This window comes from Micromonospora sp. SL4-19, from assembly GCF_047921475.1.
Lineage (GTDB): Bacteria > Actinomycetota > Actinomycetes > Mycobacteriales > Micromonosporaceae > Micromonospora.
The window spans coordinates 40,745-56,275 of the sequence record NZ_JBLROB010000008.1; the positions used below are offsets into that span (position 1 = coordinate 40,745).

Annotated in this window: 9 protein-coding genes and 2 tRNA genes; 7 read left to right on the plus strand and 4 right to left on the minus strand. The window is 70.9% G+C overall.

The annotated features are described in order from the left end of the window. Positions 1 to 159: 159 nt before the first annotated feature. The 4 genes from ACNAVT_RS13450 to ACNAVT_RS13465 form a co-directional block, all read right to left on the minus strand. Entirely contained in the window at positions 160 to 1,344 is a 1,185-nt protein-coding gene (locus tag ACNAVT_RS13450) for an ROK family protein (RefSeq protein ID WP_416296450.1), read from the minus strand. A 102-nt stretch (positions 1,345 to 1,446) separates the two neighbouring features. Further along, positions 1,447 to 2,520, minus strand: coding sequence for a sugar phosphate isomerase/epimerase family protein (locus tag ACNAVT_RS13455; protein ID WP_416296110.1), 1,074 nt, complete (start codon positions 2,518 to 2,520; stop codon positions 1,447 to 1,449). A gap of 94 nt (positions 2,521 to 2,614) precedes the next feature. Next, positions 2,615 to 5,950, minus strand: coding sequence for a ThuA domain-containing protein (locus ACNAVT_RS13460; protein WP_416296112.1), 3,336 nt, complete (start codon positions 5,948 to 5,950; stop codon positions 2,615 to 2,617). A 263-nt stretch (positions 5,951 to 6,213) separates the two neighbouring features. Continuing rightward, the gene (locus tag ACNAVT_RS13465; protein WP_416296114.1) at positions 6,214 to 6,606 is read right to left on the minus strand and encodes a hypothetical protein; all 393 of its coding nucleotides are present in this window, start codon (positions 6,604 to 6,606) and stop codon (positions 6,214 to 6,216) included. A gap of 273 nt (positions 6,607 to 6,879) precedes the next feature. Between ACNAVT_RS13465 and ACNAVT_RS13470 the strand changes: the two genes are divergently transcribed. The 7 genes from ACNAVT_RS13470 to ACNAVT_RS13500 all read left to right on the plus strand — a co-directional run bounded on the left by ACNAVT_RS13470 (position 6,880) and on the right by ACNAVT_RS13500 (position 14,782). After that, positions 6,880 to 6,952, plus strand: a tRNA-Asn gene (locus tag ACNAVT_RS13470). Between the two features lie 179 nt (positions 6,953 to 7,131). Beyond that, entirely contained in the window at positions 7,132 to 9,276 is a 2,145-nt protein-coding gene (locus ACNAVT_RS13475) for an MMPL family transporter (RefSeq protein ID WP_416296452.1), read from the plus strand. Further along, a complete protein-coding gene (locus tag ACNAVT_RS13480) occupies positions 9,266 to 10,504 on the plus strand; it encodes an FAD-dependent oxidoreductase (protein WP_416296116.1) in 1,239 nt (412 codons plus the stop codon). The genes ACNAVT_RS13475 and ACNAVT_RS13480 overlap by 11 nt, the downstream gene beginning before the upstream one ends. A gap of 62 nt (positions 10,505 to 10,566) precedes the next feature. Further along, on the plus strand, positions 10,567 to 11,514 hold the full coding sequence (locus tag ACNAVT_RS13485) for a hypothetical protein (protein WP_416296118.1): 948 nt from the start codon (positions 10,567 to 10,569) through the stop codon (positions 11,512 to 11,514). Further along, positions 11,511 to 13,214, plus strand: coding sequence for a M16 family metallopeptidase (locus ACNAVT_RS13490; RefSeq protein WP_416296120.1), 1,704 nt, complete (start codon positions 11,511 to 11,513; stop codon positions 13,212 to 13,214). The genes ACNAVT_RS13485 and ACNAVT_RS13490 overlap by 4 nt, the downstream gene beginning before the upstream one ends. Before the next feature lie 52 nt (positions 13,215 to 13,266). Next, positions 13,267 to 13,340: transfer RNA gene (locus tag ACNAVT_RS13495), tRNA-Ile, on the plus strand. A gap of 248 nt (positions 13,341 to 13,588) precedes the next feature. Beyond that, entirely contained in the window at positions 13,589 to 14,782 is a 1,194-nt protein-coding gene (locus tag ACNAVT_RS13500) for a serine hydrolase domain-containing protein (RefSeq protein ID WP_416296122.1), read from the plus strand. Positions 14,783 to 15,531 lie beyond the last annotated feature (749 nt).

The window sequence follows — 15,531 nt, forward strand, 5'->3', positions numbered from 1 at the left end:
CTATCGGCCAGCCAGGCTCGTCGGGTGGATCGACCCGACGAGCCTGGGGAGAGAGTCCGGTGAGCATAGCCATCGAAGTGATGTTCCGCACGCCCTTGGACGTGAGTGCCCTCCACTCAGGCCGTCGGCGGCCGGGTGGCAGCCGAACCGGCGGCGCGGTCAGCAGGCTGCGAAGACCTGGTCGCTGATCAGGCGGGCGGCGCCGATCAGGGCGGCCCGGTCGTCCAGGTCGGACAGGACGATCGGCATGCTGTCGGTGGCCAGCGGTGTCGAGCGCCGGTAGACCACGCCGCGGATCTCGGCGAGCAGGACCGGACCGATGCCGGGGGCCGCACCCCCGATGATCACGATGGCCGGGTTGGCGAAGCTGACCAGGTTGACCAGCACCTGGCCGAGACGGCGGGCGGCGTCCCGGACCAGCGTCTGCGCGATCGGATCCCCGTCGGTCGCGGCCCCGGCCACGTCGGCCATGGTCAGCGCGCCGGCTGCGGCCAGCCGGTCGCCGAGCGCCGCCGAGCGTCCGGCCCGCGCGGCGGCCACCGCCTGCCGAACCAGGGCGGCATCCCCGCAGTACGCCTCGACGCAGCCGGTGTTGCCGCAGACGCAGAGCGGCCCGTCCTCGGTCAACTGCAGGTGCGCTATGTGGCCGGCACCGCTGGTCGCCCCCCGGTACAGCGCCCCGTCGAGCACCAGCCCGCAGCCGACCGCGTCACCCAGCTTCACGTAGAGGAAGTCGTTGAAGGCCCGGCCGGTGCCGGCGTGGTGCTCGCCGAGGGCCATCAGGTTGGCGTCGTTGTCGACCTGCACCGGGCAGCCCAGCTCGGCGGCGACGGTGTCGCGGACCGGGAACCGGTGCCAGCCGGGCAGCGCGGGCGAGGAGGCCGGGGCACCGTCGCGGACCGCGACCGGCGCGGGCAGGGCCACCCCGATCCCGGCCAACCGGGCCAGCCCGGCCTCGACCCGCAGCTTGGCGAGCAGCTCGACCGCGCGGCCCACGACTGCCTCGGGGCCGACGCGCACGTCGATCGGTTCCCCGTGGCGGGCGAGGACGCGCAGCTCGCCGTCGGTGAGTGCCACGTCGAGGCGCCCCTCGCCGACGACCACCGCGCCGAACCGGACCTGCTCGGCGATCCGGAGCAGCGACGAGCGGCGACCGCCCCGCGACGCGGCCGGTCCCGCGGTCTCCACCAGGCCCTGCGCGGCCAGCCGGTCCACCTCCGCACCGAACCGGGCCCGGGCCAGACCCAGTGCGTCGGCCAGCTCCACCCGCGAACGCGGGCCGTCGTCCCGCAACATGCGCAGCAGCCGCGCCTGGTCCGCGTTCTCCGGTCCGACCATCGTCATCATGACCACCTCCCTTCGGAATGTGCCACACACCGTCACATCCGAGTGACGCGAGGGGGCCGCTCCCGGAAACCGGGAGCGGCCCCTGGTCGCTCGGGTCCGTCAGCCCCGCAGACTCGACATGTGCCGGTAGCTGACCTCCGCGTAGCGCAGCGACCGGCCCGGGTCGGCGCTGCCGCCCGGCGCGGTGTCCTGCTCCCACATCGGGTTGTGGTAACCCTTGGCGCCCATGTTGGCGAAGAAGCCGCCGTAGTCGATGTCGCCCTGGCCGAGCGGCACCATGTCGTACCCGTTGGTGGTGTTCGGGTTGAACGTGCCGTCCTTGGCGTGGAACAGCGGGAACCGCTTCGTCCGGACCGCCACCGTGGCCAGCGGGTCGAAGATGTTGGTCTGCGTCACGCCGTCGGCGTCGGTGTAGCTGCGGTACCGGTGCTGCGCCACGTGCGCCCAGTAGATGTCCATCTCGAACCAGACCCACTCCGGGTTGGTCAGCCCGAAGAAGTACTCCAGCTTGCGGACGCCGGAGGACCGGGTCGGCCGGCCCTGTGCGTCCAGCGGCCCGCTGTCCAGCAGGAAGTTGTACGCCGCGTCATGGTTGTGCGTGTAGAGCTTCAGCCCGCGCGCGGCGGCCATCTCGCCGAAGGTGTTCCACCGGTCGGCGGCGGCGTCCCAGTCGGCCTTGTAGTTGCTACCGGTCGGGTCGCTACCGGTGCCGATGTGGGTCATGCCGAGAATCTCGGCGGTGTCCAGCGTCTGCTCGAACTGGGCGATGGTGGTCGGGGTGACCGAACCCGGGACCGAGGCGTGCGAGCCGTTGGCGCGCAGCCCGTTGTCGTCGAGGACCTTGCGGATCTCCGCCGGGGTGATCTGCCGGCCGAGGATCGAGGTGTGCTGGGTGTATCCGGCGAACTCGACCTCCTTGTAGCCGATCTCGGCGAGCCGGCCGAGCACCCGCTCGAACCCGAACGGCACTCCGCTGCCGTCGTCGGCGGCGCTGATCCGGTCGCGGACGCTGTAGAGGATGATGCCCCGCTTGCCGGGCGGGACGAGCACGCCGTTGCTGGCCGCGCCGGCGGAGGGCGCCCAACCGGTGGCGCCGACGGCGACCGCGCCGGCCGCCCCGGCGATGGTGCCGAGCATCCGCCGGCGGCTCATCCCGTGCTGTGTGTCGGTCATGTCCGTACTGCCTTCCTGTACTGGCTGGTGATGGGTGTTGGTGCGGGGGTGGCCCGGGTGGGGCCGCCACGGCGGACCCACCCGGGCGCGGCCGTCAGGGCGTGACGCCGATCCCCTGGCCGTTGAACTGGACCCAGTTGAGGTTGCCGAAGCCGCTGGTCGGACCGCCGGGGACGGTGGTGAAGACCAGGTAGAGCTTGTGCGTGCCGCCCGGGTCGGTGAACGGCACGGTGGTGCTGGTGAAGGCGTTGTTGCCGCTGGTCGCGTTGACGGTGGCGGTGGTCAGCAGCGGGCCGGTGGGGGAGTCCAGCCGGAACTGGACGCCGAACCGGGGCTGCCCGGCGGTGGCGGCGCTGCCCCCGGAGGTACGCAGCGTCACCGACTGCATGTTCTTCAGATTCACCGTGTTGTTGATCGCGATCCAGTCACCGGAGTCGAGGCTGCCGCGCTGCTGCCCGCCACCGGTGTCGGCGGTGGTGGCGACCGTGGTGCCGGACTGGTCGGTGGCGAACTCCACCTCCTGCCGCTTGGCCTGGATGATCTGCTGGCCCACCGTGGTCAGCGCCGGTTGCCCGTTGGCGCCCTTGTCGGTGTACGACGCGCTGATCACGCCGTAGATGTAGCCGCCGTGCGAGGCGTCGTCCGCCTCCGTGGGCAGCACCCCGGAGCAGCCGAACTGGTTGGCCTCACCGTGCCCGTGGCTGTCGTGGCCGAGGACGAAGGTCACCTCGACCTTGCTGCAGTCGATCGGCCCGTCCTCCGGGTCGGTGACGGTGACCGACCACGGGATGTCGTCGCCCCAGTTGAAGAAGCCGCCTTCGAGCGGGGTGTCGACCCTGACGGTCGGCGCGGTGTTGCCGACGGTGATCGTGGTGTTCGCCGACGCGGTCTTGCCGCTGGAGTCGGTCACCGTCAGGCGGGCGGTGTAGACCCCGTTGGTGGTGTAGGTGAACGTCGGGTTCGGGTCGATCGAGTCGGTGGTGCCGTTGCCGTCGAAATCCCAGGCGAACCTGATCGAGTCGCCGGGGTCCGGGTCCTTCGAGCCTTCGCTGGAGAAGGCGACCGTCAGCGGCGCGCGGCCGTTGGTCGGGGTCGCGTTCAGCACGGCGGTGGGCGCCCGCAGGCCCTTGACGTAGCTGAACTTCAGCATGGCCGCGTCCGGGTTGATGTTGAAGAACCCGTCGCCGTAGGTCAGCAGGTAGAAGTTGCCGTCGGCGCCCCAGCGCATGTCCATCGGGTTGTCGCAGAGGAACGGCTTGGCCGGGGTGGTGGGTGCCTGCCCGCAGTTCAACACGTCGTTGATCTTCAGGATGTCACCCTGGTCGTCCAGCCGGATCTCCTTGAGGGTGTCCCGGGTGAACTCGCCGAAGAAGATGGCGCCGTCGTAGTACTCGGGGAACTTCGTCTCCGACCTCAGCTCCGGGTCGTAGTCGTACTTCGCCGCACCGTGCGGGCCGACGCCGCCCGTGCCCAGCTCGGGGAAGAGCACCGGGCAGGTCTGCGTCGGAGTCGACAGGTAGGACTCCGGGCAGGGGGTCGGCGCCTGGAACGAGTACCACAGCTCCGACTTCTCCACCGGCTTCAGGTCGGTCAGGCCGGTGTTGTGCCGCGAGGTGTTCTTCGGCGCGGCGCAGTCGAACGGTGCGACCGGCGAGATGGGGCTCGTGGTCCAGTTCATCTCGATGTACGGCAGGTTCGGCTGCACGCACATCGGCCAGCCGTAGTTCGACGGCTTGTCGACCATCATCATCCGGCCGGTGCCTGCCGGTCCCCGCCCGACCTGGGGAGTGGAGGAGTCGGGGGAGTAGTCGGTGATGTAGGCGACGTCGTTCTTGTCGAGGGTGATCCGGAACGGGTTCCGGAAGCCCATCGCGTAGATCTCCGGGCGGGTCTTCTCCGTGCCGGCCGGGTAGAGGTTGCCCGGCGGCACCGTGTACGAGCCGTCCGCGCCCACCGTGATCCGCAGGATCTTGCCGCGCAGGTCGTTGGTGTTGGCCGAGCTGCGCCGGGCGTCCACGAAGGGTGCCTGGTAGACGCCGGTGGCGCTGACCGAGTCGTTGTGCGGCGAGAAGCCACCGGAACCGCCGCCGCCGGCCGGGGTGTCGTCCCCGGTCACCAGCCAGAGGTTGTTCTTCGAGTCGAAGGCGATGTCACCGGCCACGTGGCAGCACGCGCCCCGGTCCACCGGCACCTGCATGATCTTCTGCTCGGTGCTCAGGTCGAGGGACGGGTTCTCCCCGTCGACGAACTTGTACCGGGAGAGCTGGAAGTAGCCCTTCCACTGGTCCCAGGCGTGTGGGTCGGTGCTGGTGGTCGGCGCGGCCCCGGTGGGGGTGTCCAGTGGGGGCGCGTAGTACAGGTAGACCCACTTGTTGTTGGCGAAGTCGTTGTCGATCGCCGGGCCGTACATCCCGTCCTCGCTGTGGGTGTAGACCGGGATCTGCGCCAGCAACTTGGTTTCGTTGCCGTCCGGGCGGTGCAGGCGTACGCCGCCCCGTCGGTCGGTCTGAATCACCCGGCCGTCGGGAAGGACGTCGAAGCCGATCGGCTCGTTGACGTTGGGCTGCGCCCCGATCACCGTCATCTGGTAGTTGGCCAGCACGGTCGCGCCGCAGTCGCCGTTGGTCACGCCGGCCGCCCACTGGATCGCACCGCCCAGGTGGGCCCGCAGGTCGGTGCTGTTGTAGCTCTCCGGGGTGGCGCCGAGTCCGGTGTAGAACGACCGCCCGCCCTGGTAGTCCTTGCACCAGGTGACCGGGTGGTCGAAGCCCATGCTGCCGCCGGTGTACGTCTTCTCGTCCACGGTGGCCAGCACATGCGAGACGCCGCGGACGTTGGCCGCGAAGTTGTACCACCGGTCCGTGGTGCTCCACCGCTGCGGCAGCGTCTTCGAGGCCGGGTGGACCCGGTCGGCGACGGTGACGGTCGCCTTGCTGGTCGCCGACGGCGCCCCGGTGGCCCGGGTGCCCAGCACGTTGGTCAGGAAGGACCAGTTCGGGTTGGCCTCGATGGCGGAGTGGACGCCGACGAAGCCGCCGCCGTCGCGGTAGTACTGCTCGAAGGCCGCCTGCTGGGCGTCGTTGAGCACGTCGCCGGCGGTGTTGAGGAACACCACGGCGCGGAACTGCTTCAGGTGTGGCTCGTCGAACTTGCGGGCGTCGTTGGTCACCTCGACGGTGAAGCGCCGTTCTTGCCCGAGTTGCTGGATGGCCTGCACGCCGGCGGCGGTGGCGGCATTGTTGCCGCTGGCCGACCGGGTGAAGACGAGCACCTTGTACTGCATGCCGTTGCTGTGGGGTGCCGGGGCATTGAGCACCGGCGCGGCCTGCGCCGGGGTCGGGGCCTGCTCCGCCGTCGCGACGAGTGTCGCGCCGACGAGGGCGAGCAGGCTGAGGTGGGTGGCGGCCCTGCGGCCGAACGGTCTGCGCATCGAACCTCGCTCTGGTCGGGCGGGTCCGCCTCAGCGCGGGACGAGGCTGAGGAGGTCGCTGATGTGGTGACGAGAGCCTGGCCAGGTTCTACGCGAGACGATATTTGCGCGCGAGACCAAAGAGAAGAGGTTGACGCCAAAAGTTTTCGATGAATCGCTCCCACTTTTGTTCAGGATCAGCAAAAGAGGGAGGTGGTGCGGTATGGACAGACGGGTGCGGGGCCGGCCGCCTGGTGGCGACCGGCCCCGCTGTCCGGGTGGTGTCAGCGGTTGCTGCCCGTGCCCGGCTGTTTGGTGCTCGAGCTGGTGGTCGGCGAGCCCGTTGCGCTGGTTGAACCCGTGCCGGTGGAGCCGGACTTGGCGCCGACGGTGGCCGGCGTGCCGGCGAACGGCTTGTCGGCCGAGGTCATCCCCGGCCTGCTGCCGTTGCCGGTACCCAGCTTCTCGCCGAGCTTCGTCTGCCCCAGCTTGTCCTTGCCCTCGGCGTAGAGTCGGGTCGCCTGGGCCTGCGCGACCCCCGCCGCCTCCTGGACCGTCGGGTGGTCGAGCACCTTGCGGCCCCGGACCATCAGCTCCTCGTACTTCTCCCGGCCGGCACGGGCGCCCAGGACGAATCCCGCAGCCAGCCCGCCAAGAAACATGATCTTTCCGCGCATGGCGGCTCCTTCCGTACCTGACGCGCCGCCGTTCCCGACCGGCAGCTTCCGGCGGGAGCGACCATCTCGCGCCTACGTCCTCTGTCGGCGGCTAACTACCCATCCTGCTCTCCGCTCATACCTGCTTGCGCCAGAATGACGATTTGTCCAGATTATTGCGGGTTTCCGGCCTCCATGATCGAAGAGGTAACCCCCTGGCGCAGCACCCCCGGATGTCCTGTACTCTTGTGCCGTCGCACGGCGCGGAGAGATCCGCAGCCGGGTGATCTGCGGTCCCCCGTAGCTCAATTGGCAGAGCAGCCGGCTGTTAACCGGCAGGTTTTTGGTTCGAGTCCAAACGGGGGAGCTCAACTCCATCGCAACGCCCGTCGGCCCAGGCCGGCGGGCGTTTCTCGTGATCCCGGTCCGGCGGCCTCTGCCTCGCGCAGCGCCCGGTTTCGCCCTCCTGATGCCGTTCTGCCCGGCAGGATGGGCGGAGTCGACTCGGATTCCCGCTGCGTCGATTGGGCGTTGATCCGAGGATGGGTGGAGATGGCCGGGGGACGGAGCCGCTGGACGGCGACGCTGGTCGCGGTGGCGGTCGTGCTGGGCTGGCTGGTCGTCGGCGGGATCGCCGGCCCGTACGCGGGCAAGCTCGGCGACGTCGCCACCAACGACAACTCCGCCTTCCTCCCGGCGCACGCCGAGGCGACCCGGGCGATGGACCTCGCCGCCGACTTCATGCCGACGCAGACCACCCCGGCTCTCGTCGTCTACCAACGCACCTCCGGCATCACCCCGGCCGACCAGCAGCGGGTCCAGACCGACGCCACCCGGTTCGCCCGGGTGTCCGGTGTGGTCAGCCCGCTGCCGCCACCGATCGTCAGCCAGGACGGTCAGGCCGTGCAGGTGATCGTCCCGATCGCCAGCACCGAGGGCGAACGGATCAGCCAGGTCGTCACCCAGCTGCGCGACATCGCCGGCGCGGACCGGGACGGGCTCACCGTGGACGTGGCCGGCCCGGCGGGCCTGCTCGCCGACCTCATCGAGGTCTTCGCCGCCATCGACGGGCCGCTGCTGCTGGTCACCCTGATCGTGGTGCTGGTCATCCTGCTGATCGTCTACCGCAGCCCGGTGCTCTGGATCTTTCCGCTGCTCGCCGCCGGCATGTCGTACTCGCTGGCCTCGATCGTCGTCTACCATCTGGCCAGCAGCGGCGCCATCAAACTGAACGGGCAGGCGCAGGGCATCCTCACCGTCCTGGTCTTCGGCGCCGGCACCGACTACGCGCTGCTGCTGATCGCCCGCTATCGCGAGGAGCTGCACCGGCACGACAGCGCCTGGGCCGCGATGAAGACCGCCTGGAAGGGCGCCGCCGCGGCGATCATCGCCTCCGGCGTCACCGTCATCGTCAGCCTGCTCTGCCTGCTCCTGTCCAGCCTCAACTCCAACCGGGCGCTCGGCCCGGTCGCCGCCGTCGGCATCGCCGCCACCCTCCTGGTGATGCTCACCTTCCTGCCCGCGCTGCTGCTGCTCGGCGGGCGGTGGGCGTTCTGGCCGCGGCGGCCCCGGTTCGACCACGCCGATCCGCAGGCCGAGCACGGCACCTGGGGCCGGATCGCCGGCTTCGTCGCCCGTCGGGCCCGGACTGTCTGGCTGGTCACCGCCGTGCTGCTGGCCGTGTTCACCGTGGGGCTCACCCAGCTCGGGGTGACCACCCTCGGCCAGTCGCAGCTGTTCACCAAGCGCACCGACTCGGTCGCCGGGCAGGACGTCATCGCCCGGCACTTCCCGGCCGGCACCGGCAGCCCGGCCACGATCTTCGTCAACCAGGCGGCCGCCCAGCAGGTCGCGCAGGTGGCGCAGGGCGTACCGGGGGTGTCGTCCGTCCGGCCGGTCACCGGTGCGGCACCGGGCGGGCCACCCGAGCCCAACGCGCCGCCCAAGGTGGTCGACGGGCGGGTGCAGCTGGAGGCCACCCTCGCCGACCCGCCGGACAGTCACGCCGCCGAGCGGACCGTCCGCAACATGCGCGAGGCGGTGCACAAGGTGCCCGGCTCCGACTCCTTGGTGGGCGGCTTCACCGCCGTCAACGTGGACACCGCCGACGCCTCCGCCCGGGACCGCAACGTCATCATCCCCGTGGTGCTGCTGGTCATCACGATCGTGCTGGCGCTGCTGCTGCGCGCCCTGCTCGCCCCGATCCTGCTGATCGCCACCGTGGTGCTGTCGTTCCTCGCCACCCTCGGCATCTGCGGGCTGATCTTTCGGTACCTCCTGGGCTTCCCCGGCGTCGACCAGGCGTTCCCGCTCTTCGCGTTCGTCTTCCTGGTGGCCCTCGGCATCGACTACAACATCTTCCTGATGAGCCGGGTCCGCGAGGAGTCGGTCCGGCGCGGCACCCGAGCAGGCGTGCTCAACGGCCTCGCCGTCACCGGTGGTGTGATCACCTCCGCCGGCATCGTGCTCGCCGCCACCTTCTCCGCGCTCGCCGTCCTGCCGCTGGTGGTGCTGGTCGAGCTGGGCGTGGCGGTCGCCATCGGGGTGCTGCTCGACACCATCGTCGTCCGGTCACTGCTGGTGCCCGCGCTCGCGTACGACCTCGGGCCGAGGATCTGGTGGCCGAGCCGGCTGTCCCGGACCGTCCGCGACGGCGACCGGGTCGGCGCGGAGGTCGGTCGTGCCCGTTGACACGGACGTCGTCATCGTCGGCGGCGGCCTGGCCGGCCTCGCCGCCGCCCGCCGGCTGCACCGCGCCGGCGTGCCCTGGCGCCTGCTGGAGGCCGCCGACCGGCTCGGCGGCCGGGTCGCCACCGACGAGGTCGACGGCTTCCTGCTGGACCGGGGCTTCCAGGTGCTCAACACCGCGTACCCCCGGCTCGGGGGCCTGCTCGACCTGGCCACCCTCGACCTGGGCTGGTTCACCTCCGGCGTGCTGGTCCGCCGCGGTGCCCGACTGCACCGACTGGTCAACCCGGTGCGTGACCCGGCGGGCGCGGCCGGGACCGTCACCGCCGGAGTGGGATCACTGCGGGACCGGCTTCGCCTGGCCGGGCTCGCCACCGGCTGCGCCACCCTGCCGGTCGGCCGGCTGCTCACCGCGCCGGAGACCACCAGCGAGGCGGCGTTGCGTCGGGCCGGCCTCTCCAACGCGATCATCGAGGAGCTGCTCCGGCCGTTCCTCTCCGGCGTCTTCCTCGACCGGGAGCTGGAGACCTCCAGCCACGTGCTCGCCGTGAACCTGCGCGTGTTCGCCCGGGGCCGGATCGGCCTGCCCGCCCGGGGGATGGCCGCGTTGCCCCGGGCCATCGCCGACCCACTTCCCGCCGAGCTGATCGACCTGGGCACGCCGGCCGCGGAGGTCGCGCCCGGCCGGGTCCGCACCCGGGCCGGCGACATCGCCTGCCGCGCCGTCGTGGTCGCCGTGGACCCGCCCGCGGCGGCCGCGCTGCTGCCCCAGCTCCACCGGGTACGCACGCGCGGCTGCACGACCTACTACCACAGCACGGCCAGCCCGCCCCTGGCCGAGCCCATCCTGCTGCTCGACGGTGAGCGGCGGGAGCTGGTCGCCAACACGGTGGTGCTGAGCAATGCCGCGCCCACCTACGCCCCGGCCGGGAAGCACCTGGTGGCCACCACGGTGGTCGGCCCGCAGGCCCCGCCCGAGCCGGTCGTCCGCCGGGAACTGGACCGGCTCTACGGGCGCTCCACCGCCGACTGGGTCCACCTCACCACCGTCACGATCCCGGACGCGCTGCCCGCCGTGCCACCGCCGCAGGGCCGGCTGCGCAGACCGGTCGCGCTCGGCGACGGGCTCTTCGTGGCCGGCGACCACCGGGACAGCCCCTCGATCCAGGGGGCGCTCGCCAGCGGCTGGCGGGCCGCCGGCGCCGTCCTCGCCGCGCTCCGGTCCGGGTAGGGCGGTAGGTCCGAGCTGGACGGGGGAGCCGGACGGCTTCGTGATCACCTAACATCCCCGCCATGCCCGTACACCTTCCGGAGGTCGACGCCGACCCGGCCGCCGCCTTTCCCGAGGTCAACACCATGCGCGCAGCGCTCGCCGCACGCGACTGGGCCGGGGTACGGCAGCTCCTCGACCCCCGCGACTGGGCCTGGCGCTCGCTGCTGGTGGGCGCCGTCGAGGACGTCCACGGGGTCGACGACTTCCTCCGCCAGGTGCTCGCCCGGTACCCGGACGACACCGTCGCCGCAGCCATGGTCGCCACCTACCTGGTCGACGTGGGCTGGAAGATCCGCACCGCGCAACGAGCCCAGTACGTCAGCCGGGAGCAGTTCGACCAGTTCCATGAGCACCTGCGGCAGGCCGAGCAGATCCTGATCGACGTCTGCGCCCGCGACCCGGGCAACGTCCTCGCCTGGCAGGTGCGGCTCAACACCGCCCGCGGCCTGGAACTCGGGCAGGCCGAGGCCCGCCGCCGCTACGACCGGCTGGCCCGGTACGCACCGCACGACCGGCGCTCGCAGTCGCTCCTGCTCCAGCAGCTCTGCCCGAAGTGGGGCGGGACCTGGGAGGTGGCCTTCGCGTTCGCCAACGAGCGGATGTTCGCCGCCCCGGAGGGCGCGCAGAACGCCGTCCTGCTGGCCGACGCGCACTTCGAGCGCTTCTGGTCGTTCGATTCCGACGGCGAACGGGCCGCGTACGTACGGGATCCTCGGGTGCTACAGGACATCTGGACGGCCGCCCAGCGGTCCGTGCTGCACCCGCACTTCCGGCACGAACCCGGCTGGGTCTCCACCCGCTCGGTCTTCGCCTACTGGTTCGGCCTGACCGGGCAGTGGGCTGCCGCGGCCGCCCAGTTCGCCGCGCTGGGTCACCTCGGCAGTGAGTACCCCTGGTCGTACCTGGACGGGACCGCGACACTCGACCAGTTTCGCATCGAGGCGTACGCGAAGGGTGGCCCCCGATGATCCGCCAGTTCGACGTCGACGGGGTGCCGGCGCTACTCGCCCCCGCCTCCGGGCCGATGCGCGCCGGAATCACCTTCCGGGTCGGTGTCGCCGACGAGACCCTGGCCCGCAGCGGCATCACCCACCTGTTGGAGCACCTGGCCCTCGCCCCGCTCGGGCTCGGCGACCACCACTTCAACGGGGCCACCACGCCGACCTTCACCTCCTTCTACACCCAGGGCTCCGAGCAGGACGTCGTCGGCTTCCTCACCGCCGTCTGCCGCAACCTGCACGACCTGCCGATGGCCCGACTGGAGGTGGAGAAGGAGATCCTGCGTACCGAGTGGAGCACCCGCGGCGGCGCCGACGCGCTGGCGCTGTGGCGGCACGGCGCCCGTGACCACGGCCTCACCGGCTACGCCGAACTGGGGCTGCCCGCGCTCACCGAGCACGACCTGCGGCAGTGGGCGGCCCGCTGGTTCACCCGGGAAAATGCCGTGCTCTGGATCGCCGGGGACCGGGTGCCGGCCGGGCTGCGGCTGGTTCTGCCGTCCGGCGTACGGCAGCCGCTGCCCCGGGTGTCCTCGGCGCTGCCGCGGACCCCCGCGTACTTCGTCAACGGCTCGCGGGCCGTGGTGCTGGACTCCGTCGTGCGACGCCGGACCGCCGCGGGCGTCTTCGCCGGGGTGCTGGAGCGCGACCTGTACCGCTCGCTGCGCCAGGAGGACGGCCTCTCCTACGCGATCAGCACCGGGTACCAGCCGTGCGGCGACCAGGCCACGCTGCGCGCCTTCGCCGATGCGCTGCCCGAGAAGCAGGACGCGGTGCTCGGCGGGTTCGTCGACGTGCTGGCCAAGCTGCGCGTCGGCCGGATCGACCAGGCCGACCTGGATGCCACCGTGGCCAAGCGGGAGGACGACCTCAGCGCCGCCGAGGTGCACGCCGCCCGGCTGCCCGGCCTGGCGCGGGACCTGCTCACCGGCCAGCCGACCCGCACCGTCGACGAGCTGCGCGCGGAACTCAAGGCGGTCACCCTCGCCGACCTGCACCAGGTCGCCCAGGAGGTCACCGCCACCGCGCTGCTGATGGTGCCCGAGTACACCACCGCCGACTGGGCCGGCTTCGCCGCGGCGCCGACCAGCTCCAGCCACACCATCGCCGGCACCGAATACCGGGAACGCGAGGGCAACGGCGCGCTGCACGTCGGCGTCGAGGGCGTCAGCCACGTCCTCGACGGGTGCGTGGCCACCGTCCGGTACGCCGAGTGTGCCGCTCTGCTCGCCTGGCCCGACGGTGCCCGCCGGCTGATCGGCTACGACGCCATCACGGTGCACATCGAGCCGACCCTGATCGACCTGCACCCGGGGGCGATCGCCGTCATCGACCAGCAGGTGCCCGCCGACCGCCGGGTGCCGATGCCGGCCCGGCCGCCGGAGCGGATCCCCCAGCCGTACGCCGGGGGAAACCACCCGCCGGTCAACCGGCCGCAGCAGGGCGCGGCGCCGGCCGCCCGGGCCTGGTGGGAGGTCCCGCTGATGGTGCTCAGCGGCCTCGCGACGCTCGGCGTCGGCGGGCTCACCCTGCTGCTCACCGTCGGCATGCTGATCGCCGACGAGTCCGACCCCGACGACGGGCTGCTCTGGGGCATGGTCGTGGTGGGCTGGCTGCTCACTGTTATCCTCGCGTTGCCCATCGTGCTGGTGCGGCGGCGGCGACGCTGAGTTTCGTGGTGGCCACTGATCGACTCGCCGGGTTAGGATCCGGCGCGGTATTGGGGCGGTAGCTCAGCGGGTTAGAGCAGGGGACTCATAATCCCTCGGTCGCGGGTTCGAGTCCCGCCCGCCCCACACATGTCCGATTTTCCCGCTAAGGTCGAACTAAACGATCTTGGGGACACGCCGTGCACTGCGGCGGTTCGCGCAGTCGAGGCACCACATCGACCAGCGGTGGTCGCCTGATGGCGGGTGGCTCGCGTTCCGCGCCTGACGGGTACAGCTATCTCAACGTCGGCCCTAACCCTTCCTCAACGTCTCGCGGACTGTGCGGTCGTCGCGCAACACGTAACCTGCGAACGGACGAGACGAGGAGGAGACAGGTGACTACTGGTGGCTTTTCGTTGAAGCGGCTGGCTCGGCTGCGAGGGCTGCTCGAGCGTCACGTCGACTCCGGCTTCGTCCCGGGCATGGTGGCCGTCCTCGCCCGCCACGGCGACGTGCACATCGAAGCAACGGGCAATCTTGCGTTCGAGGGCGCAGGGTCGAAGACGCCCATGGCCGGCGACACGATCTGCCGCCTGGGCTCGATGACGAAGCCGATCGTCGCCGCGTGTGCGATGACGCTCGTCGAGGACTGCACCCTCCGGCTCGATGACCCGGTCGACAACCTCCTCCCGGAGCTGGCGGACATGACCGTGCTCGCCGATCCCAACGGGCCACTGGAAGACACCGTCGCGGCGCAACGCCCGATAACGCTGCGGGATCTGCTGACCTTCACCCTCGGCACCGGCATGGTCATTGCTGAGCCGGGAGCGGTCCCGATCTCGGACGCGCTGAACGCCCTCGGCGAGGCGCCGCAGGACGAGTGGATTCGCCGGCTCGGCACGCTTCCGCTCGTCTACCAGCCAGGTGAACGCTGGATGTACGACACCGCCGCCAACGTGACGGGCGTGCTCATCGCCCGCGCCACGGGTATGTCTTTCGGGGATGCCTTGCGCGAGCGGATCTGCGATCCGCTCGGAATGAAGGACACCAGCTTCAGGGTGGGCAGCGAGAGCCTCGACCGGTTGGCGACGGCGTACGAGCACGACAATGCCGCCACCGGTGAGCCGGTTGTCGATGACGGCCCCGACGGGCGGTGGAGCCGGCCGCCCGTGTTCGAATCAGGCGGCGGCGGGCTCGTCTCGACCGCCAACGACTGGCTCGCCTTCGCCTCTGCTCTGCTCGCGGGCGGTACCCATCACGGCGAGCGGGTGCTCTCGCGGCCGTCGGTGTCACTGATGACCTGCGACCACCTGAGCCCGGCGCAGAAGGTGGTCTCCGGGTTCTGGCCCGCCGGTTACTTCGACAACATGGGCTGGGGTTTCGGGATGTCAGTCTGCACCCGCCGCACGCACCTCGGGCCCTCGGTCGGGACCTACGGATGGCCCGGCTATTACGGCACCGCCTGGTACAACGATCCCGCTGAGGACATGACGACGATCTTCATCATGCAGCGGGCGCACGCGGGCGACCAGAGCCTGCCGATGTGGAACGACTTCTGGACCGCTGTCTACCAGGCAATCGACGACTGACCGCGGGGGCCGGAGACCGCCAAGCCAGGCGGCGGATCACCGCCTCAGCCAGTCTGGCCACATAGCGACCTGGCCCGATCGCCCCAAACGCTGCCGGCGTACACCACCTCAACGGTGACCAGGTGGGTTCGGTGGTCGGCTGTTTCCACCGACAGTCGCAATGGCACGGAACTGTTCCCGACCGAGCAGTCGGCCACGAGCTGAATGTCGATTACGCCTGCCGCGGCAGGACGCAGTCGGGCAGACGAAGTCGTCGGGCGTACGTCGATGCCGGGGTAACGTGCTCCAACTGCACGTACTGTGACAGGTTGGGGTCCAACGTTGACCACCGTTACCTGCGCATCAAACTGCGCCATGCCGCCGGAAGTGCTACCACCGCCCTTTGCCGAACTGGCTACGGCGGTAACCGCGGCGGTGGCGGCTCGCGTTCGTTCCTCGCGGGAGGCATGCAATTGGGCTCCACCGATGCCGCCTAGCGTTGCGCCGAGAACGAACGCGCCGACGATGTAGGGGCCCGGTGGTCGTCCGATCGGTCTACGGCGTCGCGGAGGCTCATCCGAGCCGGCCACCACATCACCTTGCACATCAAGGTCTATGACCCGCTGCTCCGCCGTCATTCGGACAGTCTAGGTGAGCAACAGCGTGCGCCGGATCAGCCGTTGGCGTGCCATCCACGTGCCAGTACACCCATCACACCCGGGGCGCAGCTCCCTCGGGCCCGACGAGCAGCCGGTCATGTCAGCTGTCGT

Excerpts from the sequence above, each read along its gene's own strand:
- ACNAVT_RS13450 (WP_416296450.1), bottom strand. The coding sequence starts at position 1,344 with ATGACGATGGTCGGACCGGAGAACGCGGACCAGGCGCGGCTGCTGCGC.
- ACNAVT_RS13455 (WP_416296110.1), bottom strand. The coding sequence starts at position 2,520 with ATGACCGACACACAGCACGGGATGAGCCGCCGGCGGATGCTCGGCACC.
- ACNAVT_RS13460 (WP_416296112.1), bottom strand. The coding sequence starts at position 5,950 with ATGCGCAGACCGTTCGGCCGCAGGGCCGCCACCCACCTCAGCCTGCTC.
- ACNAVT_RS13465 (WP_416296114.1), bottom strand. The coding sequence starts at position 6,606 with ATGCGCGGAAAGATCATGTTTCTTGGCGGGCTGGCTGCGGGATTCGTC.
- ACNAVT_RS13485 (WP_416296118.1), top strand. The coding sequence starts at position 10,567 with ATGCCCGTACACCTTCCGGAGGTCGACGCCGACCCGGCCGCCGCCTTT.
- ACNAVT_RS13490 (WP_416296120.1), top strand. The coding sequence starts at position 11,511 with ATGATCCGCCAGTTCGACGTCGACGGGGTGCCGGCGCTACTCGCCCCC.